This window comes from Lacisediminihabitans changchengi (assembly GCF_016634425.1).
GTDB classification, from domain to species: domain Bacteria; phylum Actinomycetota; class Actinomycetes; order Actinomycetales; family Microbacteriaceae; genus Lacisediminihabitans; species Lacisediminihabitans changchengi.
Map to the genome: position 1 here is coordinate 254,540 of NZ_JAEPES010000003.1, position 20,465 is coordinate 275,004.

Consider the following 20,465-nt stretch of genomic DNA (forward strand, 5'->3'; position numbering starts at 1 on the left):
ACCTCTCGCGGAGGAAAGAATGCTCACCACGACACAGCGAACGATCGCACGGGTGTTGCGTCGAGTCCGGCGCGCTGCCCAGGCGGAACTGCGGGCGTGGGCGGCGAGGGCGCCCCTTCGTCCGCGAACGGTCATGTACGAGTCGTTCGCCGGAAACGGGGTGCTTGATAATCCGGAAGCCATGTTCCGCGAGATCATCCGCTCTCCCGATCTGAGCGACATTCGTCACATCTGGGTGCTCGCCGGGGCTGGACACGATGAGATCCGCAGGGAGTTCGCTCACGACCGCCGCGTGCGCTTCGTGAAATACCGCTCGGGCCGGTACTTCCGTGCGCTCGCGACGAGCGGATACCTCATCAACAACGCGACCTTCCCGATCGAGTTCTCGAAGCGTCCCGGCCAGGTGTACGTCAACACCTGGCACGGAACACCGCTGAAGAAGATGGGCTACGACATGCCGGGTGGTGCCGTCGATTCCGCAAACACGGTCCGGAACTTCGTCGCGGCAGACTACCTGCTCTCGCAGAACCACTTCATGACCGAGCAGATGTACGAGAGTGCATACAAGTTGCGGGGTGCCTTTCGCGGGCGGATCGTCGAGGAGGGCTACCCCCGGGTCGATCGCCAATTCCTCGATCGGGGCTGCTTCCTCGCTGCCCACGCGCGACTAGAAGAGGCGGGGATCCAGCTGGATGGCCGCAACATCGTGCTCTACGCGCCCACCTGGAAGGGCGACTCCTTCGCCAATCCCGAAGACGACGCGAACGCGCTCCTTGCAACCGTGAGTGAGCTGCAGGACCGTCTGGGGTCATCGGAGTACATGGTGTTGCTGAAGACCCACCAGGTGGTGCACCGTTTCGCCGCGTCCCAGCCGGAGCTGAAGAGCATTCTCGTGCCCAACGACATTCCCACCAACACGATTCTGGGGCTGGCGAGTCAGCTGATCACGGACTACTCCTCGATCTTCTTCGACTTTCTCGCCACCGGTCTGCCCATCATCTTCTACACCCCGGATGCCGCCGAATACACCGGGTCGCGCGGAACCTACTTCGCCCCCGACGAACTGCCGGGACCGGTGGTGTCGCAGCTCGCGCAGGTCGCCGACCAGATCGCGCGGTCGGCGGGCGACGGTACTCCTGTGGTGCCCCACCCCAATTACGAGGTCTGGAAAGAGCGGTTCGTGGCACGAGAGGACGGTGGCGCATCCCGCCGCGTCGTCGATGTGATCTTCCGCGGCCACACCGACCTGCGCCGGGTGTTTCGCATCTCGGACGACGCGCGGACGCGGGTGCTGCTCCACCTTGGAGGTATGCGATCGAACGGGATCACCAGTTCAGCTCTCAATCTGCTCACTGCGATCGATCACGACAGCGTCGATGTCTCCATCGTGATCCAGCGCCCGCGCAGCGCAGACCAGCGAGCGAATCAGGCGCGCATCGATCCTCGAATACGGCAATTCCATCGCTCCGGCGGGATGAACGGCCACAAACTCCCCCACTTCCGACGGGAGACGGCGGAGCGACGCGGCCTCCCTGACCTTCACCACACCGTGCCAGGCCAGGCAGCGCTGTGGGCCGACGAGTGGCGACGCACCTTCGGCGACATGAGTTTCGATGTGGTCGCGGACTTCAGCGGATACAGCTCGTTCTGGGCCACGCTGCTGCTCCACTCCCCCGGCGCAGAGCGGCTGATCTGGCTGCACAACGACATGGCCGCTGAGGAGCATCGGGTGATCAAGGGGCGCCGGCGGATGCGACGCTCACTTCCCGCGGTCTTCGCGTTGTATTCGCAATACGACCGCCTAGTCTCGGTGTCGCCCAGCCTCGCGGCGGTGAATCGACGGTCGCTCGAACGCAGGTACACCCTCGACCCGAGCGTCTTCGTGACGAGCCGCAATCTGATCGATTCGGCCCGCATCCTCTCGATGGCGGCCGACGACCTCGAGCAATCGGTGACCACGATCGACGCAGACGGCGCCTCCCACACCCCGCCGTGGCTCGGCGAGTTCACCCGGCCCCGGGACGGGCGATGGTTTGTCACCGTCGGGCGGTACTCCACGGAGAAGAACCATGCGCGGCTGATTGATAGTTTCGCTGCTCTGCATGCGACAGCACCCGAGGCCCGGCTGCTGATCATCGGATACGGACCGCTGGAGTCCGCATTGCAGAAGCAGATCGATCACCTCGGCCTGAGTTCATCCGTCTTCCTGGTCGGTCACCTGGCCAACCCCGTCCCCGTGATGGCCGCCGCCGATTGCTTCGTGTTGTCGAGCAACTACGAGGGTCAACCCATGGTGCTCTTGGAGGCCGCGACTTTGCGACTACCGATCGTCTCGGTGAGGTTTGCGTCGATTACAGACGCACTCCCTCCCGGAGAGATCCACATCGTCGACCAGGACAGCGCGGCGCTCGCCCTCGGCATGGCTGAGTACCTGCACGGACAGGTCCAGCCCGCGCGACTCGATGCACGCCAGTACAACGCCCTCGCGCTGGCGGAATTTACCGACGCGATGAACATCACTCCTGTTCACTTCACGGCCGCAGCATGATTGACGGATCGCTGACCGAATCGCCCGTCGGAGCGCCCGCTGATTCGCGGCCAACCCGATCCCGCGTGCTGGTCATCAGCGGATCTGGCATCGCGGCCATACTGCTCCTCGTGGGGGTGGGCATGGCGATGACGGCCTCGCGCAGCTGGACCGCGCGGGAGATGAATGTGCTCGAAGCCGTCAGCCGTGCACATGTCGCCGCGCTCGATGCGCTGGCACTCGCCATCAACACACTGTTCAGTCCGCGGGTCGCTGCAACGATCGTCGTGATGGTGGCGGTGATCATCTGGGTCGTCACCCGCCGGCTGCGCACCACCGTCCAGTTCGTCGGAATCGTCTCCGGCTCGTGGCTGGGGACAGACGCGATCAAGGTACTCGTCCACCGCCCGCGCCCCGACGGAAGTCTGCTTGCTCATCCCCTCATTCACGAGGCGTCGAACAGTTATCCCAGCGGGCACACAGCGTTCGCCGCATCACTGGCGCTGACCCTGATCGTGTTGGCCCGAGGGCGCCGGTGGCAACCTGCGATCGTCGTAATCGGTGCAGCGAGTGCCGTGGTTGTTGCCTGGTCCCGGGTGTATCTGGGCGTGCACTACGTGTCGGATGTGACCGCATCGCTGGTCTATTCCGTGGTTGTGGTGTCGACGCTGTCGGTGCTCTGGGAGCGCTTCGCCGCGACAGCTCCGGTGTGGGATCGAGCGGCTCGCAGACCGGTCTCGCGTCTCGACTGAGTTCACCGGGATTCAGTCGTCGGAGAACTCGTCCGTCTCGTCGGAGTACTCGGCGAGTACCACTACGGACATCCAGCTGACGGCGAGCAGAGACCCCGCGAGGACTGCGCACGCTCCGATCAATACGGCGACCACGACTGCTCCTGACGAGACACTGGAGGCGAGCGACTGACCACTCGCCTCAGCCACGATCGTCCACTGGTTCTCAGAAACTCCTAAGGCAAGATCTCCTCTGGGGCTGCTCTGTGTGGGAGGCTCACCGCATGGACGCTGCCGAAGCACCGCAGAGTGCGAAGCCGAGTCGACGAGCCTTTCTGGGCCGGATCGCCTGGGGAGCGGCGGGACTCGCCGCCGGACTCGGGGCGGGGGTCGGCATCGGACACAACGTCGATCGCACGCAGGATGCGGACGCGCTGGCCGAACGCCCCGCGGGAACGGGATTCGACCATCTTGTTGTTCTGGCGTTCGAGAACCGGTCCTTCGACAACCTGTTCGGCTACCTCTACTCCGACCACGGCTATCCGCTACCTGCCGGGCAGAGGTTCGAGGGTCTGGCTGCGAAAGTACATTCGAACTCGGCTCCCGACGGAACTCGCGTCGAGGCGCATCCTTATTCGGGGCCCACCGACGAGATCATGAGCAGCCCGTCTCCCAATGCCGGGGAGGAGTACCCGCACATCAACACCCAGCTCTTCGGAATCGTGCGCCCGGCCAGTAACGCCCACGCCGTGACCCCGGTAGCTCCATATAACGCCCCGGGGCCGGGTGCACAGCCGACCATGAGCGGGTTTGTGACCGATTTCATCAACAACCACCGGGCGAAGACCGGGGTCGAGCTCACCGAAGCCGAATACAGCGTCATCATGGGCTCGTTCACTCCGGCGATGCTGCCCGTGTTTTCGACCCTCGCGAAGAACTTCGCGATCTACGACCATTGGCATGCGCCCGTGCCGACCCAGACCTTCGCGAACCGCTCGTTCATGCACGCATCCACCTCCAACGGCTTCGTGGAGAACAAAGGAGCGGGCGGTTTCGGCAAATGGATCGACCCGGCGCTGAACGATGCGCCGACGATCTTCAATCGCCTGGATGATGCCGGGCTGAGCTGGGCCGTCTACTTCGACGAGAGCCAGCTCATCTCGTTAACCGGGCTCATCCACGCGCCGGTGCTGGAACCGTTCTGGAAGACGCACTTCCGCACGATGACGCAGTTCCATGATGACGTGGCGGGAGGAACTCTCCCGGTCTACAGCTTCATCGAACCCCGCATGATCTACAACCACAACGACATGCACCCGGGTACCGGCGCCATCACGGCGCAGACCATTGATGGCAAGGTCGTCACGGGAAGCGGAGTTTCCGATGCCCGAGCTGGAGAGGTTCTGCTCCACGAGATCTACACCTCGATCAAAACGAGCGCCTCGGCGAAGGGGTCGAACGCGGTGAACACCATGCTGGTGGTCACCTTTGACGAGACGGGTGGTACCTACGATCACGTGCCACCGCCCGCTGCCATCCCTCCGGGCGATGGAAAGGTGGGAGAGCTCGGCTTCGGCTTCGACCGCTTGGGTGTTCGAGTGCCCGCTCTGGTGATCTCGGCGTACACCGCCGCGGGCACCGTTATTCACGACGAGATGCATCACGGTGCGATCCCCAGCACTCTGTGTAGTCAATACGGTCTCCCTCGTCTCACCGACCGGGACAAGGGCGCGACCACTTTGCACAATGCCGCGACGCTCCCCTCCGCGCGGCAGCCATCGTCGTGGCCGACGACGACAGCTCACTACGTTCCGGGAAACCCCGAAACGCTCGGACCGGCCCACGGTTCTAACGCGGTGCACCCGCTGAGCGCTCCCGCGGTCGGACTTCTGGGGGTGCTGCTGGCCAAGTACGGGCAACCTGGCGATCCGATTCCGAAGACCTACGCGGATGCATCAGAGCTGTTGGAGAAGCACGGCCGTGAGCTTTTCGGGACGTGAGAGCGGGCTCTCAGGTGCGAGCGGCCAGAGCGTTTCTCATCCCGGGGGTCATGGACAACTCGCCAGATCTCGTGACGGTGAGGACATCGATGTCCCAGTTCGCCGTGGCGATGTCCCGGAATGCCTCGCCGCCGGAGAGGATCGCGGTGGCGAGGACGTCTGCCGTGATGATGTCATCCGCTGCTACCGAGACCTGAACGAAGTCACGGTCAGAATCGGCCTGCGTGCGCCACACGTGCTCGCCTCGCTCCATCACGCCCGAGGTGGCGATGGCGCGACGGGGTTCGCTAAGGGCGACCACACAGAGAATCGAGGTGCGGTCGACCGGGTCGACGATGCCGATCTGCCATGCGCCCGAGTCTGGCGTTCCGGCGACCTGAACGTCGCCACCGACATTCAGGCACCACCGGTCGAATCCTCGATCGATGAGTTCCACCCCGGCATCGCGGATGGCGATGGCCTTGACGATTCCATCCAGATCGATGACGCCGTCGGGGCGGTGCGGAGTGAATGCTCCGCCGGTTGCCGATCGCCACTCGAGCGCCCTGTCATAGACAGAGCGCACCGCGGGGCTCGACTGCGTCAACAGTTGTTCGCCGCGGGCGATGCGGCTCAATTCCGAGTCGTCACGATAGAGCGAGAATGTCTCCTCCAAGCGGTCGAACGCTCCGCGGACAGCGGCCACGTCGCCGGCACCAACCGACGCACCCGGCACCTCGATCGACGCGACGGTGCCCATCGTCTCGAGGGTGACGATCACAGCCCCGCCTTGTCGATCGCGGACTGCACCGAGCTCAGATAGGCGTCGCTCGTATAGGTTGCTCCGCTCACCGAATCGACCTGTGCGGATTGCGACGAGATCACTTCGGAGCGCAGAGTCGGTGCGGCGCGATTGCTGATCTGTACGGACCGACCTCCCTGATCGGTGAGGTGCAGTGCCTTGACGTCGGTGATCTTGCCATTGGCGACGACGATCTCCACCTGGACGTTGCCATAGCGCGTCGACTGTACGGCCCCGGCGAAGGTACCGCTCGATGGATTTGGAGCCGCCGCACTTGGCGAGGGAGACGACGAAGGAACCGGTGAAGCGGATGACGTCGGTGACGCGGCGCTCGGCGTTCCCGTCGAGGTCGTGCTCGTCGCCGGGATCGCCGCCTGCGCCGCGAACGTGTGGGCGGCAGCCGATCCGAACTGCCAACCGATACCGAGGATCGCCGCCGAAGCGAAGATGCCTCCCAGAGTTGCTCGTACGCTCACCAGTCAAACCTTTCCGTGTGAAGTTGATGCGAGGGGATGCCGCTGCTCACGGCTTCGGCTTCGACGAGGTCGAGCCAGGCCGTCGGGCCACAGACATAGAGGTCGGACTCGTGTAATTCGGGAAAGATGCTCTTCAGCGTGACGCCGCGCTGATCGTCCTGCGCGGGCATCCATCCGCGGGAGCCCGTCGAGCGACGACCGACCATCGTGTACACCGTCGCCCCTTTTCGCCGCGCCAGCTCGATGACCTCGTCCCAGAGGTAGGTCTCCTCTGTGGTCGATGCTCGGAGCAGGATCGTGGCCTCCCCCGGGCGGATGTCGGAATCTTCGAGGAACGCGCGCACGGGGGTGATTCCGATTCCAGCCACGGCGATGGCCAGCTTCGGGGCGGTGCGTCCCGCATCCGTGAAGATCCCATACGGACCCTCGAACCAGACCGCGGTCCCGACGGGAACACGACTGATGGCGTTGCTGCCGGTGCCCAGATTGCGCACGGTGATCCTGGCCGTGGCGTCGCTCGGCAGCGACGACAGGGAGATCGGGTGGGAATGCCACCAGGTGCGGCCGGTCCAGAATCGCCAGATGAAGAACTGACCTCCAGCCGAATGCAGCGATCGCAGCCGTCGTCCGGACATGTCTATCGAGACGACCCCGGGTGCGATCTGCGTGATCGACCGTACGCGCAGCCGATGGCGGATGCTCGAGATGAGCGGCTCTGCGAACCGGAAGGTCGCGATCGAGCCGAAGGCGATGATGTACAACGCGAGCCAGTAGGCACGCTCGAAGGTGCCACCGGCGAGGATGCCACCGACACTGAGCTGATGCGGCACAGCGACGAGTACAGCGATGTAGCTGAGGAGGTGCACGAGGTGCCAGCCCTCGTAACTGAATTTGCGCCTGACAGCGACCAGGGAGGTGATGACCACGGCTATGAGTAGGCCGATGCCGATGAAGGCGAGTGGCAGATCCGGTATCGCCAGCATGGGGGCGATTTCAGCGATCGGGTTGATGCCCGAGGCCATTCCGTAGCCGATGATCAGCAAGACCGCGTGGGCAAGGAGCAGATAGAGAGCTGGCTTGCCGAGCGAGCGGTGCACGGCGATTGCCCGATCGTGGCCTACGGTGCGGTCGATGATCGGGATCCTCGCCGCCAAGACGATCATCACGAGAATGAAATCGGTACCGATCAGCCCGGCGATGATTCCCACGCTGGTGATGGCATCGCTCACCGTCCCGAATTTTCCGGCTCCGCCATAGGCGAGGAACAGGGCCAGTGCCGCGGCCGCGGAAGCCCAGAGAGCGGCGACCATCGCATCCGACCGTCGCATCCGTCGGCGATAGTCCCGCCGGTGGTCGGGAGTGTCCTGCATGGCACGGCTCCCGAGTCGAGGCTCTGGTGTGGTGACGTTCACGATCGCTCCTTCCCCACTCAGCTAACGTTCACGATTTGATAAGAATCGCGGAGCGTCCTTTGCAGAGACCGTGAAGAGGCCCTCTCACGAACGAGAGTTCTTACATGTTGGGCAGACGGACCTCGGCGATCAGGCCCGGATGCGCGTTCGTCAGGGTGACCGTGCCCCCCGCTGCGTCGACGATTGCTTTCACCAGCGCAAGACCAAGACCGGCGCCACCGTCCCCTGTGCGGGATGCATCGGCGCGCGAGAAACGGTCGAAGGCGCGAGGGATGAACGGATCCGGCATCCCCGGTCCATCGTCGGCGATCGACAACGCGAGAGTGTCATCGGTCTGCGTGAGCGTGATCTCGATTGCTCCAGAGTCACCCGCAGCCGCGATTGCGTTCCCGGCCAGGTTGTCGACGATCCGTCCAAAATCGCCGGCCGATATGGGAAACATCGCTGCGGGCTCACGAGTGACGGCCGAGAACGAGACATCGATGCCCTTCGCCAGCGCGAGTAGTCGCGTCCGGTCCACGCCCTCCATCGCCTCGGAAACAAGCTCATCCGCGCTGGTCGGCTCGAGTTTAGCCTCCGCCGATTCGGTGCGAGACAGTGCCAAGAGGTTCGACGCAAGCGACGACAACCGATCGACGGAGCGCTGGGCGGTGACGATCTGCGCCGGGAGCGCTGCCGGATCGGCGAAGTCGCGATGAGCGAGTTCGAGTTGCGTTTTGAGCGCCGCGAGCGGTGTTCTGAGTTCATGGGCGGCATCCGAGACCATCTGCTTTTCGCGAGTGTTGGATCGCCTGACCCGCTCGAGGAACGCGTTCAAGGTCGCGGCCAGGGCCGCTATCTCGTCGTTCGCCTCGCCTAACGGGAGGTCGACGGCGCCTTCAGTCGCACTGAGATTCTCGGCCTGCATGCGCATGCGGCTGACAGGACGCAGGGCAGCGGATGCGAGTAACCATGATGCAGCGCCGAACAGGATCACCAGAGCACCCGCTCCGACGATGAGCCCGTGGTCCAACCGCTCCATGGCGAACTGACTTGCGGCCTCGCTACGTGCTGCCCATAGCGACCAGGTACCCTCCGGTGTGGTAACCGTCTTGCCCACGAGAACGAAATCCGACCCCTCGCCCGCAGCGACGAAGTCCTCGTTCCCGCCGAGACGGTGCTCGAGGGTTTCACGGATGTCGTGAGGCATGGTGTCGAGCTCAACTCGGCCTTGGGGGTTTCGGATGTACACCAGCGAGCCTTTTGCCGAATCGTCGACGAGGCCGTCCGGGTTATTTCGGATCTCTGCCGCAAATGAAGTGAGGTCACCGGCCGCGAGCGACTGATTCGACGACATCAGGATCGAAGAGATCTCCAGCCGAACGACCACGAGAGTCGCCCCGAATAACAGGATCGCGAAGGCCACGCTTCCGAGAGTGATTCGCCACCTGATCGACAGTCTTTTGAACATCGGTCAGACGCCTTCTCGAGCGCGGAGTTCATAGCCGATGCCGCGAACTGTGCGGATGATGACGTCGGCCGACGTGGATTCGAGCTTGCGGCGCACGTACTTGATGTACTGATCCACGATCGTCGGATCGATGTTGTTAATGGTTCCCCAGACCTCCTCGAGGATCTCGGCTCGACTCACCGCACGGTCGATGTGCACTATCAGGAAGCGGAGTAGGAGAAATTCCTTCGTGCTGAAAGAGATCGAGGCATTTGCGACCGACGCGCGCATAGTTGCCGTATCCAGCGAAACGTTTCCCGCGACAACCACGATTTTCGGTGCGGCTGAATCCCGTCGAACCAGTGCGCGAACCCTGGCCGCGAATTCTGCGAAGGCGAATGGCTTGGTGAGGTAGTCATCCGCTCCGGAGTCCAGGCCGAAGACACGATCTTCGATGGCGTCGCGCGCGGTGACGAGAAGCACCGGAAGGGAGTTGCCGTGATTGCGCAGGTGTCTGCAGACTTCGAAACCGGTCATCTCGGGCATCATCACGTCGATCGTCGCGGCAGCGAATGTCCCGCTCGCGGCGGCCATGAGGGCGTCCATTCCGTTGGTGACGACCGTCACCTCGTATCCCTCCGCCCGCAAGCCCTTCGCGACGAGGTCGCTCATCTCGTGGTCGTCCTCGACCACAAGGATGCGTGACGTCGAGCTGTTTGCGACCATAGTCCCTGCAGTTCCGTATGGGGGGTGACACGACACTAGACCATCGTCATGCTCGACTGGCCGTCCGCCCTTTCGTGAACCACTGGGTGGGTGGATTCACGAACTGATTGGTCGCGTGTTGTCGCGACGGAAGAGTAGTACACATTCCAGGGTCGAACCGGTCGCTAGGACCCCTACGGTGTGGTGTGAATCGCCTGGTGCACCGATGCGACAGCGCTTGCGCCCTCCCCGACGGCTGCTGCCACCCGCTTCATCGACCCGTGCCTCACGTCTCCCGCGGCGAACACGTTGGGAGCAGAGGTTTCGAAGGCGAACGGAACGCGCGCTGGTGCGGTCGCGATCTGAAATGCGTCGACATCGAGGTTGACGTCGGTGAGGATGAAATTGTTGGAATCGACGGCGATTCCCGTGAGCCATTGTGTAGCGGGAGTTGCGCCGATGAAGCAGAACAGGGCTGCACATTCTTCGCGGTGACTGTGACCGGTGACGGTGTTAGTCAACGTCACTTCTTGCAAAGTCTCCCCGCCATCCAACGCCGTAACCTCGGTCGATGGGAGTACCTGAATCCTCGGATGGGAGACCAAACGTTCCGCCAGGTAACTAGACATTCCGGCACTTAACTCTGGCCCGCGTATGACGACATCGACACGGCAGTTGCTGTTAGCCAGAAAGAGGGCCGCCTGGCCAGCAGAATTAGCCCCGCCCACGATGACGACGGGTCTTCCCGCGCACGCCGTGGCCTCCAATTTGGTCGCGCTGAAATAGATTCCCGCTCGTTCGAACTTCGCCCATCCCGGAATCGGCAGAGTGCTGTATTGGGCTCCAGTCGCGATAATGACAGCTTTGGACGAAATCTCGCTTCCATCTCCGATTCTGAGCACGGGGTGCGTGTCACTGGTCATCAGTCCAACTACTTCGGTGGGTGCGTAAATGTGCGCACCGAACTTCAGCGCTTGAACGCAGGCCTTATTGGTCAGGTCTGTGCCGCTGATCCCATTGGGGAAGCCCAGATAGTTCTCGATTCGCGAACTTGCGGCCGCTTGCCCGCCCGGGCTGACGGTGTCAAGCAGCACAGTCGTCAGCCCCTCAGACGAGCCGTAGACGGCGGCGGCCATCCCTGCCGGACCGGCTCCGACAATGACGAGGTCGACGCTATTCTCCCCGTGTCTGTAGGACAGCCCGAGGCGTTCCGCAAGGCGTCTGGGTGTCGCCCGACGGAGCGCTCCGCCGGGAATGAAGACAACGGGAAGCTGATCTCGAGTCACACCGGTGCTCTGCATCAGAGCAAGGCCAGCCACCGACTCGCTGTCGAACCAGACGTGTGGCAGATCGAATCGCTCGGCGAACGACCGAAGAGCCAGCGATCCCGAGGACGCAGTACTGCCAAGAATTTCCATTGTGTGTGAAGCAAGACCCTTGACCAGCTCTCGACGAGCTTGGAACGCCTCGAGAAGAATCGCGGACAGATCTGCGTCTTCGGCCATCAGCCTTCTAAATCCGGAGGGCGGGATCCGATAGATATAGCCCGCAACGGCCACCCGAGCGACCAGGTAGGAAAACTGGCCGGTAAGGAGTGTCAGCTCGCCGAGAAATCTTCCCTGGGTGTGCCGGGTAATGAAGATTTCGGGCGCATGCGCCGTGCTGGCGGAGAAAATGTCGATTGCGCCACGCTCGACCAGAACCAGGTCTGACACAGGTTCTCCGACCCGGTAGATCAGATCGCCGACGCTGATTGGTTGCCGCACGCCATATCTCCTGATTCGTTCGAGATGGTCGTCGCTCAACGTCGGATAAGCAGGTGAGCCGCCACTGGCCTCGGCCGAATTGGGTCTCACCACGAGCGATCTCGTCTCACCAGTTCGATGACGCGGCGGAGCAAGGATGATAGCCAGTGTCGAAGTGAGGGGGCGGGAAGGGGTGCAAAGACGGCCAATCGAGACACAAAAACGGAAAGCGATACCACCCAAAAGATCCCCACCGTTTGGGGTCCGCAGCTAATGGCTAGGCCGCTTAAAGCACTGCCGCGTGCGATGCGGGAAGGTGTGGATGCGCCTACCCTGTGATGGCCGAGTACAGGCCACTGGCTGCCGCGCACGTCGCCCATCAGACTGTTATTGCGTGTTGCGTCTGTCGTAGAGCGATGTCTACGACCGCTCCGACGTGATGCGTGAACCGGTCGCGTGCGTACGCGACGACAACGGTGCAGGATCGAAGCCCGCGCACTGGTTTGAACGCGAGATCAGATCGGGAATAGGTTTCTGCGGTCGAAAGAGGGAGGATCAAAATGCCATGCTCTGCGGCGACGTGTTCGAGTGCTTCTTCTACGTTCGGCACCGAAAATCCACGCCAATTCAACCCGGGTATCCGGGCGACGCGCGGTCCAAGTCCTGGCGTCGAAATCTCGGGGACGCTGTCCGGATGTTGAAGAAGCCGAAAGCCGGCGAGGTCCTTCAGCTTCAGATAGTCAACATGAGCCAACGGGTGGTCATACGGCAACGCAACAACGCGAGGCTCGTCGAATAGCGGGACCAGTTCCACACCGTCTCCCGCGATCGGGGCACGCGCGAAGCAGACATCTACACGACCGCCCAGTATTGATTCACCCTCTTGCTCCTCTGGCACTCGGACGAGGTCCACCTCGATATGTGGATAAAGGCGTCCGAACTCTCGGGCAAACTGGGCGACCGATATTCCCTGGGCAAATCCGATAGTGACGCGCAGCGGGCGATTCTTCAGCTCCGCCAGTCTCTCGCGAATCGCATTTGCAGAGGCCAATAGCGGCTCGGCTTCGTAGAGAAGCTGCTTTCCCGCTTCCGTAAGGGCCACGCCGTGCGTCGTGCGCGTGAAGAGCTCCGCGCCCATCTCCCCTTCGAAAGACCGTATTTGGCGCGTCAGGGCCGGTTGGGCGACGCGCAGCTCATTCGCTGCTTTTCGAAAACCCTCACACTCTGCGACGGCAACGAAATAGCGGAGCTTTCTCAGATTGATGTCCACGATTCCACCCTGCGTCGCTCGGCGCTCCGCTGTTCATTCCCCGCTGTTGGTTCGGTTGACACGAGTCTTCTACGCTGCTGCTCGAAACACGCGAGGGTTGGCCGGAGAAGATTTCCGGATAACCCCACGCTGGGCAGATGCCTTAGTCGGCTGGCGCTCGGGGAGTGGCTGTGGGAATCCGTGCGACTATCCGGGTGCCGCCGTGTGCGGTGCCCTCGATCTCGAGCGTCCCGTTGCTCGCTTCGATGCGGTCTTTCAACCCGGTGAGTCCGGTGCCGCGAGACGGGTCAGCGCCACCCACGCCGTCATCTTCGATGATGAGGATCAGCTCGTCCCCGTCGCTTGAGAGCACGCACGACACGGTGAGGCGGGTGGCTTGCGCGTGCTTCACGGCATTGGTGATTGCCTCGGCGACGGTAAAGTATCCGGTCGTTTCGATGATCGCGGGTAATCGAGGGATGTCGAGCTTGAGATCGACCTCACACTGCGTGTCGGCCACAAGAGATCGAATTCCGGCAGCGAGTCCGCTCCGCGTGAGCGCTGCGGGCAATATGCCGCGGACAATGTCACGTAATTGACGATTCGCTTCTTCGGCGCTCGACAATGCCTCGGCGAGGAGTTCGGCGTCGGCGCCGCCGGCAGATCCCATGGCAAGTTTGAGCATGAGGATGGTGTTCACCAAGCCTTGTTGTGCACCGTCGTGGACGTCTCGCTGCAGCCTTCGCCGGGCTTCATCGGCCGCGGCTATCACTCGTGCACGGGACTGCGTGAGTCCATCTCGATGAGCAGAGTTGGTGATCGCTGCAGCCAGGAGATCGGCGAAGGGCTTGAGGCGATCCCGTGCGTTCATCCGGCTGGGCGCATCCGAGGAAACCGTGAGAACACCCCAGAGTTCACCGTTGACCAGAATCGGGACTTCAGCTCGGTGAGCGCCACGGGTCGCCTGTGGTTTCACCTCGGCCACGACGCGCGGTTCGTCCAACCCGTTGTGGTATTCGCGGGCTACCGTCGCCGATGAGGCATCGAGAACGCGAGCCGCTTGCTCCACCACCGCTTCCAACACGGCGGGGAGGGGGGACTCTCGTGCCACAAGCTCAGCGACGTGCCGCAAAGCTGCCTGTTCATCGGCGAGGCGGCGCAGGCTCTCTCGGGCTTCCGCGTTAGCGATCGCCGCCCAGGTCAGCTTCGCAAAGCCCTCCAACCTGCTTTCGGAGTCGCGCGGAAGGGGGCCAATCTGTGACGTGGCCACGAAAGCACCCCACACGCGGTCCTCGATGAAAACCGGAACCCCGACGCCAGCGCGGATACCGTATCTGCGCACGATGGCAGCGCTCGGAACGGAGTCAAAATCATCCACCCGCACGGTTGCCTTAGCGTGCGCGATTCGATCAGACATCGACCCCGGCGGGTGAACTATTCGGGTCCCGGGCGGAACCGAACTCGCGTACGTTGCGACTGCCACCACCGTGTCGGCGCTTTCAAATTGGAGCAGAGTGACCTCTTGTCCGTTGAGCTGATCGGAGGCCGCTCGACAGATCGCAGCAAGAATGTCGTCCATTGGCCCGGCCCGTGGAACTCCGCGCGCCGCGAGCTCGGCGATACGTCGCAAGGATGCCTGCTCATCAATAAGCTCACTCAGTTGCTGGCGGTTGGTGATCGCGAGAATTATCCGCCCAGTCACCTCACTCAGATCGTTGAGGAACTGAATGGTGTGGGTGGGTAATCCGGGGAGAGTTGTTTCGATGCTCAAAACGCCAAGGGCGTTATGCTGGGCCGTCACAGGAAATGCCATTGTCTGGGCCGGACGAACGGATGGCTTACTGATCGACACCACGGGGTTTGTCGCAGAGACCACCACCCCGCCGATGACCGTTAAGGTAGCGTGCTCTACTCCGCTCAGCATGGAAGCGTACTCCACCAGCCTCGACGACACCTCGGTGATGGACGCCCCGCTGGCATCCCGTTGAATCACGCGCATCGCTTCGTCATGTTCAGCGACAGTGCGAAGCTGATCTCGGGCCTCGATGCTGTCGAACGAGGCTGTGACCAATTGCGCGAACGCGGAAAGTAGAGCCTCCGTGTCTGGTGGTAGCTGTTCGACCGATGAGCTGACGAAGAACATCCCCCAGACTCGGCCCTCGACGACGATCGGCACGGCGATAGCTGCGAAAATTCCAAAGCGCGCGGCCAGTTCGGCATCCGGCTCTCGTCGGTAGTCGTCGACGCGAACCGGCAACCCGGAGCGAAATACGCGGTCCGGTAGGGTGTCGGGTTCGGACACGATGCGCATCCCAGGCTCTGCTGGTCCGTCGGGAGAAGCCCGCACGAACAGGTCTCGTGGCCCGACGAATTGCGTCAGAGTGATAGGCAACCCATCAACTTGCCGCGACGCCTCGCGAACGATGATGGCGATGATATCTACGTCAGCGCCCGCGCTACCAATAAGGTTCGCGACGTCGCGCAGAGCGCGTTCTTTCTCGACGAGCCGCCGGATCTCGGCGCGTTCAGCGTCCGTCACGAACAGAATCGGCTCGGGCTCAGAGTTCTGGGGCTTCGGGGGCACATCCTCCGCTGCGTCCGACACTGTACCTAACCTCTCAGTCTCGCTGAGCGGTGAGGTAACGCAGGACAGCGTGGACGCGTCGATGCTCGCTGCCCTCGGCTGTAATGGACAACTTCCTGAACAGGGCGGTGACGTGTTTCTCCACCGCCGCGGTACTGATGTACAGAGCGCGGGCGATGCCCTGATTCGACAAGCCTTCCGCCATGGCGGCAAGGACGGCTCGTTCCCGTGGTGTCAGAGGCGCAAGAGCATCGGGGACTGACCGTGGTCGAAGCATCCGGGCAACGATCTCAGGATCCAGCGCGCTTCCGCCTCGAGCGACTCTCATAACGGCTTCGACGAACTCGTGGATGTCGCCGACTCTCTCTTTAAGTAGGTAGCCGACGCCGTCTGGACGATCGCCAATGAGTTCGATCGCGAACTCGGGATCGGCGTGCTGGGTCAGGACGACGACACCCATTTCCGGAAGCCGCTTGCGCAACTCGATTGCCGCGCGAAGCCCATCGTCGTCCCGGTGTGGCGGCATCTGGATGTCGATCACTGCGACGTTCGGTCCGTGAATGAGCGTTTCGGCCAAAAACTCGACCGCATCGCCAGTTTCCGAAACTACGCGCAGCCCTCCTTCGGAGAGGACGCGCACCACACCCCTGCGGAAGAGGAGATCGTCTTCCCCGACGGTCACCCGAATCTGCTGGTTGTGGAGGTCGCTGCTCATGAAACTAGCGATCCCTGAGGACGGAGTGGAGCAGCGCGCTCGATAGGTCAGTCTTGGGGACGAACGCTGCGGCCCCGGCAGCGGTTGCCTCTTGTGCCGTTGTAGCCTCACTGTCGGAGGAGACAAGGACAACGCGCATACGCAACGGCGCGTCTGACAGGATCCTGCTGAGTTGGAGACCAGTCCCGTCGGGAAGACCGACGTCGACGAGCGCAAAGTCCGATCGTGACGTTGCGACTCTCTGCAATGCTTCAGTCACACTGCCTGCCTCACTGTCGGGCTGATAACCCCACGCAGTGAGCATTCTCCTCGCTAGCTCGCGAAACCGCTCGTCGTCATCGACAATCAATACCGTTGTCACCACTCCACTATGGTGCGACGAATCGACCTCGCCGACTGTAGGGTTTGCCGGAAATCGTCGCCGTGAGTGCGCACGGGCTCTTGGTGATGCCTAAAAGGGTCTACATTCCTCCGCCGGATCTTTAGCGTTTATCACGTGGGGTCGAGTTATGAGGCATCCAGGATGACTGAAGTTGAAACCAGAGACGGCTTGAACACCGCAGTTTCCGGGCCCCGGCTGCACCATCAGCGGCAGCTTGTCGGCCGCGAGCTGGAATGCCGAGTCGTGGACGAACTCATTCGCTCACTCGTCGGCGGCCAGAGTGGGTCATGCGTGTTCCTGAGCGAGGCCGGAGCCGGAAAGACTCGGCTTCTGGAATATGCAGCATCGGGCGGGGTCAGGGCGGTGAGCCTCGTGGGCATTGAATCGGAGTCTGGCATCGGATTTGCCGGGCTCCACCGAATCCTCCTTCCGTTCAGGGAACGGTTTTCTGGCCTGCCAGCGGCGCAAGGGAACGCGCTGCTGGCGACCTTCGGGGCGATGGACCAGGAACAGCCTTCGCGTTTTCTGGTGGGACTTGCCACCCTGAGCGTGCTTGCCGCCGCCGCACACGAGGCCCCGATCATCTGTCTTATCGATGACGCGCAGTGGCTCGACCAAGAATCATTGGATGTGCTGAGTTTCGTGGCGCGGCGCGTCAGCGCAGACAGAGTGGGCATGGTCTTCGCGGGGCGCGAGGACCATGGAGCTCTCGCGGGGCTCAGCGGCATGCCGACCTACTACCTTCGCGAATTAGATCGGGATGCCTCCCTTGCGCTCCTCGACTCTGCACGACCGGGTGGTCTCAGTTCGCTGGTCGCCGCGCGAATCGTCGCCGAAGCCAATGGGAATCCGCTCGCATTGCTCGAGGTGCTTGGACAGCTCACCTCGGAACAACTCGCCGGCCGCCGACCTCTCCCCCACCATCTGCAGGCAGGTCGAGGACTCAATGCCCGCTACCTGCGCCAACTCGAGGAGCTTCCCCAGGAAACTCGGTCTTTTCTCGTCCTCGCCTCGACGATGTCGACCGATGATCCATCTCGGCTCTGGCGCGCAGCCGAGATCCTCGGGCTATCCGAGGAGTCAGCTGACGCCGCAATAGATTCTGGGGTGCTTACCATCGCGGATCGGGTCACCTTCCGGCACCCGCTTATTCGCTCGGCTGTCTATGACGCCGCTGAACCCCGTCATCGTCGGTTCGCGCACACTGCGATGGCTGCCATCGCCGAGCTAGATGACGACCGAGACCTTGCAGCATGGCATCGCGCGGCTGCCATGCTAGCTCCAAATGAAGTCGTGGCCGCTGATCTTGAACGGTCAGCACGACGAGCAGAAAATCGCGGCGGTCGACTCGCACAGGCCCGATTCCTCGACAGAGCGGCCGAACTCTCTCCCGGGCCCAGGGAACGCGGCGTCCGGTTGCTTGCTGCCGCTGAAGCGTACCTGGCCGCCGGCGATGGGATCCTGGCTGAAGCCCTCGTGGACAAGGCCGCACCGTGGTTGGAAGACGATACGAGGTCGGTCGATCTGCAACGAATGCGCGCCTCGATCGCCGTGTTCTTCTTGCGGTACAAGAACGCCCCGGCCCTCTTGCTTGATGCGGTCGCCCACGTCGATAAGGGCAACGTGGAGCTCATTCGAAGCATTCTTTTCGACGCGTTGCAGGCGGCTCTAGTGGCTCGAGATGACACCCTCGCAGAGACCACCGCAGGAATCGCGAAACGCGTGCTCACGCTTCCCTTTGACACGAACGCCGACAACGTGGGCCGAGACGTGCTCCTTCAGGCACTGTCAACCCAACTGACCGTTGGGTATGCCTCTGCAGCTCCGTTGTCGAAGCGGGCTGTCTCAACACTCTTTCGCGAGGATGAACTGCATCCCGCCGTGCTGTCCACCGTGACCCTGGGATGGTTTGCAGCCGACGATCTCTGGGACGACGCCGGCCGCCACGATATGTTCGAGCGGGCGATCGCTCTCGGGCGCGGGCACGGCGACCTGGGTGCGCTGCGGATCGCGCTGGCCGGCAAATGCGTGGGTCAGTGCTGGACGGGAGACATCGAGGGGGCAGAACAAACCTATTCCGAGGCATCCGAAGTTTCCGCGTTGATTGGCGTTCCGCACCCCGCGACAGCAGGGGTTCTTCTCGAACTGAGAGCCTGGCAAGGCCGAGAGCAGGAGACCCGTGACACAGCGGCACTGACAGCGGATTGGGGTGCAGAACGAGGCGCCGGGGTCTTGGAGGTGAATGCCTGTCTGGGCCTCACGGTGTTAGAGATGGGGCTGGGAAAGTACGAGAGCGCGTTCGAGTCGGCGATGCGAATTTATGATAATGACCCACCAGGATTCGGCAATCGAATCCTGCCCGAGGTGGTCGAAGCTGGGGCGCGAACCGGACGCACCGACACCGCGCACCGAGCTCTCGAACGCCTCGCCGATCGGGCGCTCGCCAGCGGCTCTCCGTGGGCACTCGGCGTGTTGGCCCGGTCGCGGGCCGTGTTGGCAGACGACACCGAAGCGCAGTCGTTATACGAGGAGGCGATCGGCCTTCTGTCGCAGACGTCCGTAAAAACAGATCTTGCGCGCGCACACCTTGTCTACGGTCAGTGGCTTCGCCGACAGAGACGTCGAAAGGATGCGCAAGGGCACTTATTCGTCGCGTTCGAAATGTTCGATTCGATGGGTGCCAGCGCGTTCGCGGGTCGGGCGCACAACGAGCTGCGCGCAGCGGGATACCACCATGTCGACGTGTCGGGCGGACAAGTTGCCTCCGGCCTCACCTCCCAGGAGGCCACGGTCGCCCAGCTTGCGACCGACGGGGCAACCAACTCCGAAATTGCAACGCAGATGTTCCTGACGACATCGACCGTGGAATATCACCTGAGCAAGATATTCCGAAAGCTGGGTATCACGTCTCGCCGACAGCTGTCGCTCGCGCTGGCGATGGCAGTCAGAGCGAACGATGGCGGTCAGGCTGCCGGGGTGCCGGCCGAGGGGTCAGCCAGCGATCGCCAGAGGAGAGCAGCCGCGTACGTTCGGTACGGGCTCCACAGCTGACCGCGGCGGCGCACTTCGTCGATCGCGGGGATATCTTCCAACAAAAAGACGGTGCGTATCGCTGCGCGGATTCCGAGATCCCCCGCGGGCAGGATGTCGCCCCTCCGGAGTTGATGGATCAAGAACATTTCTGCGCTCCAGGGGCCGATTCCCTTGATCTGAATCAGAGAGTCCTCGGCGTCTTCATCACTCACATTCGCCAGGTGCTCGATATCGAGCTGTCCGGAGCTGACCGCCTCCGCGAGGGCGAACACATAGGTCGCCTTCGAATGGGAGGTGCCGATCGCTTTCACCTGGTCGACGCCGAGACGGAGCACCGCGTCCGGCGTCAACGTCCCTCCAGCCGCGGCGGTCAACCGGTCATACAGCACGAGAGCGACCCGTGCGGCGATTTGCTGAGCGAGGATGTGCATGACCATGCCAGCGAAATTGCTGTCCACTGTCCGTCCCCCGTCGGGAAACTCGAATGGGTCTGGCGTTCCCAATCGTGCGCTGAGCGCTGCGAAACGCGGCTCGGCACGTCCGAGCTCCAGATAGGCATTGTGGATATCTGACTCGCCGCGCGGAACCATGTTTTCGTTCTTTCGCTCGCCCGTTTTGCCAGCAATCGCAGAGATCGGCCGGTGATGACATCGTAGTATCTGCCCTCGGAGGGAGGCGCCGAGTGCCCGCGACGAC

General features: G+C 62.7%; 16 protein-coding genes and 1 pseudogene. 5 read left to right on the top strand and 12 right to left on the bottom strand.

Translation table 11 applies throughout. The annotated features are described in order from the left end of the window. The first annotated feature begins 52 nt into the window (after positions 1 to 52). Together IV501_RS09580 and IV501_RS09585 are read left to right on the top strand one after the other, a co-directional pair. The gene (locus tag IV501_RS09580; RefSeq protein ID WP_200555267.1) at positions 53 to 2,548 is read left to right on the top strand and encodes a glycosyltransferase; all 2,496 of its coding nucleotides are present in this window, start codon (positions 53 to 55) and stop codon (positions 2,546 to 2,548) included. Beyond that, positions 2,545 to 3,279, top strand: a complete 735-nt coding sequence (locus tag IV501_RS09585; RefSeq protein ID WP_200555266.1) for a phosphatase PAP2 family protein — start codon at positions 2,545 to 2,547, stop codon at positions 3,277 to 3,279. Before IV501_RS09580 ends, IV501_RS09585 begins: the two co-directional genes overlap by 4 nt. Positions 3,280 to 3,291: 12 nt before the next feature. Here IV501_RS09585 and IV501_RS16405 read toward each other — a convergent pair whose 3' ends face one another. After that, positions 3,292 to 3,414 (bottom strand): hypothetical protein, encoded by a 123-nt coding sequence (locus tag IV501_RS16405; RefSeq protein ID WP_267910389.1) that lies wholly within the window; start codon positions 3,412 to 3,414, stop codon positions 3,292 to 3,294. 128 nt (positions 3,415 to 3,542) lie between these two features. On the opposite strand from IV501_RS16405, the gene IV501_RS09590 reads away from it, so the two are divergent. Then, positions 3,543 to 5,258 (top strand): alkaline phosphatase family protein, encoded by a 1,716-nt coding sequence (locus IV501_RS09590; RefSeq protein WP_200555265.1) that lies wholly within the window; start codon positions 3,543 to 3,545, stop codon positions 5,256 to 5,258. Positions 5,259 to 5,268: 10 nt separating this feature from the next. On the opposite strand, the gene IV501_RS09595 is transcribed toward IV501_RS09590, so the two are convergent. From IV501_RS09595 to IV501_RS16690, 10 genes are all read right to left on the bottom strand, one after another. Continuing rightward, positions 5,269 to 6,018 (bottom strand): FAD:protein FMN transferase, encoded by a 750-nt coding sequence (locus tag IV501_RS09595; protein ID WP_307812182.1) that lies wholly within the window; start codon positions 6,016 to 6,018, stop codon positions 5,269 to 5,271. Then, on the bottom strand, positions 6,015 to 6,515 hold the full coding sequence (locus IV501_RS09600; RefSeq protein ID WP_307812181.1) for an FMN-binding protein: 501 nt from the start codon (positions 6,513 to 6,515) through the stop codon (positions 6,015 to 6,017). Before IV501_RS09600 ends, IV501_RS09595 begins: the two co-directional genes overlap by 4 nt. Beyond that, positions 6,512 to 7,927, bottom strand: coding sequence for a ferredoxin reductase family protein (locus IV501_RS09605; protein ID WP_307812180.1), 1,416 nt, complete (start codon positions 7,925 to 7,927; stop codon positions 6,512 to 6,514). Before IV501_RS09605 ends, IV501_RS09600 begins: the two co-directional genes overlap by 4 nt. Before the next feature lie 100 nt (positions 7,928 to 8,027). Then, on the bottom strand, positions 8,028 to 9,377 hold the full coding sequence (locus tag IV501_RS09610; protein WP_200555264.1) for a sensor histidine kinase: 1,350 nt from the start codon (positions 9,375 to 9,377) through the stop codon (positions 8,028 to 8,030). Positions 9,378 to 9,380: 3 nt separating this feature from the next. Beyond that, positions 9,381 to 10,082 carry a response regulator transcription factor gene (locus IV501_RS09615; RefSeq protein ID WP_200555263.1) on the bottom strand — a complete coding sequence of 234 codons (702 nt, stop codon included), beginning with the start codon at positions 10,080 to 10,082 and terminating at the stop codon, positions 9,381 to 9,383. 173 nt (positions 10,083 to 10,255) lie between these two features. Continuing rightward, positions 10,256 to 12,049: an FAD-dependent oxidoreductase gene (locus IV501_RS09620; RefSeq protein WP_200555262.1), complete on the bottom strand. Its 1,794-nt coding sequence runs from the start codon at positions 12,047 to 12,049 to the stop codon at positions 10,256 to 10,258. A 136-nt stretch (positions 12,050 to 12,185) separates the two neighbouring features. Beyond that, positions 12,186 to 13,076: a LysR family transcriptional regulator gene (locus IV501_RS09625; RefSeq protein ID WP_200555261.1), complete on the bottom strand. Its 891-nt coding sequence runs from the start codon at positions 13,074 to 13,076 to the stop codon at positions 12,186 to 12,188. Between the two features lie 142 nt (positions 13,077 to 13,218). Further along, positions 13,219 to 15,660 carry a GAF domain-containing protein gene (locus tag IV501_RS09630; RefSeq protein WP_307812254.1) on the bottom strand — a complete coding sequence of 814 codons (2,442 nt, stop codon included), beginning with the start codon at positions 15,658 to 15,660 and terminating at the stop codon, positions 13,219 to 13,221. A 13-nt stretch (positions 15,661 to 15,673) separates the two neighbouring features. After that, positions 15,674 to 16,354 carry a response regulator transcription factor gene (locus tag IV501_RS16150; RefSeq protein WP_234698122.1) on the bottom strand — a complete coding sequence of 227 codons (681 nt, stop codon included), beginning with the start codon at positions 16,352 to 16,354 and terminating at the stop codon, positions 15,674 to 15,676. A gap of 4 nt (positions 16,355 to 16,358) precedes the next feature. Further along, the gene (locus tag IV501_RS16690; protein ID WP_200555259.1) at positions 16,359 to 16,718 is read right to left on the bottom strand and encodes a response regulator; all 360 of its coding nucleotides are present in this window, start codon (positions 16,716 to 16,718) and stop codon (positions 16,359 to 16,361) included. A 159-nt stretch (positions 16,719 to 16,877) separates the two neighbouring features. Here IV501_RS16690 and IV501_RS16695 point away from each other — a divergent pair. Together IV501_RS16695 and IV501_RS09640 are read left to right on the top strand one after the other, a co-directional pair. Next, positions 16,878 to 17,393, top strand: a pseudogene (locus tag IV501_RS16695) (ATP-binding protein); the annotation flags it as partial. Positions 17,394 to 17,603: 210 nt separating this feature from the next. Beyond that, entirely contained in the window at positions 17,604 to 19,787 is a 2,184-nt protein-coding gene (locus IV501_RS09640; RefSeq protein ID WP_307812201.1) for a LuxR C-terminal-related transcriptional regulator, read from the top strand. Here IV501_RS09640 and IV501_RS09645 read toward each other — a convergent pair. Further along, positions 19,700 to 20,359, bottom strand: coding sequence for a DNA-3-methyladenine glycosylase family protein (locus tag IV501_RS09645; RefSeq protein WP_200556406.1), 660 nt, complete (start codon positions 20,357 to 20,359; stop codon positions 19,700 to 19,702). The genes IV501_RS09640 and IV501_RS09645 overlap by 88 nt on opposite strands. Between the last annotated feature and the right edge of the window lie 106 nt (positions 20,360 to 20,465).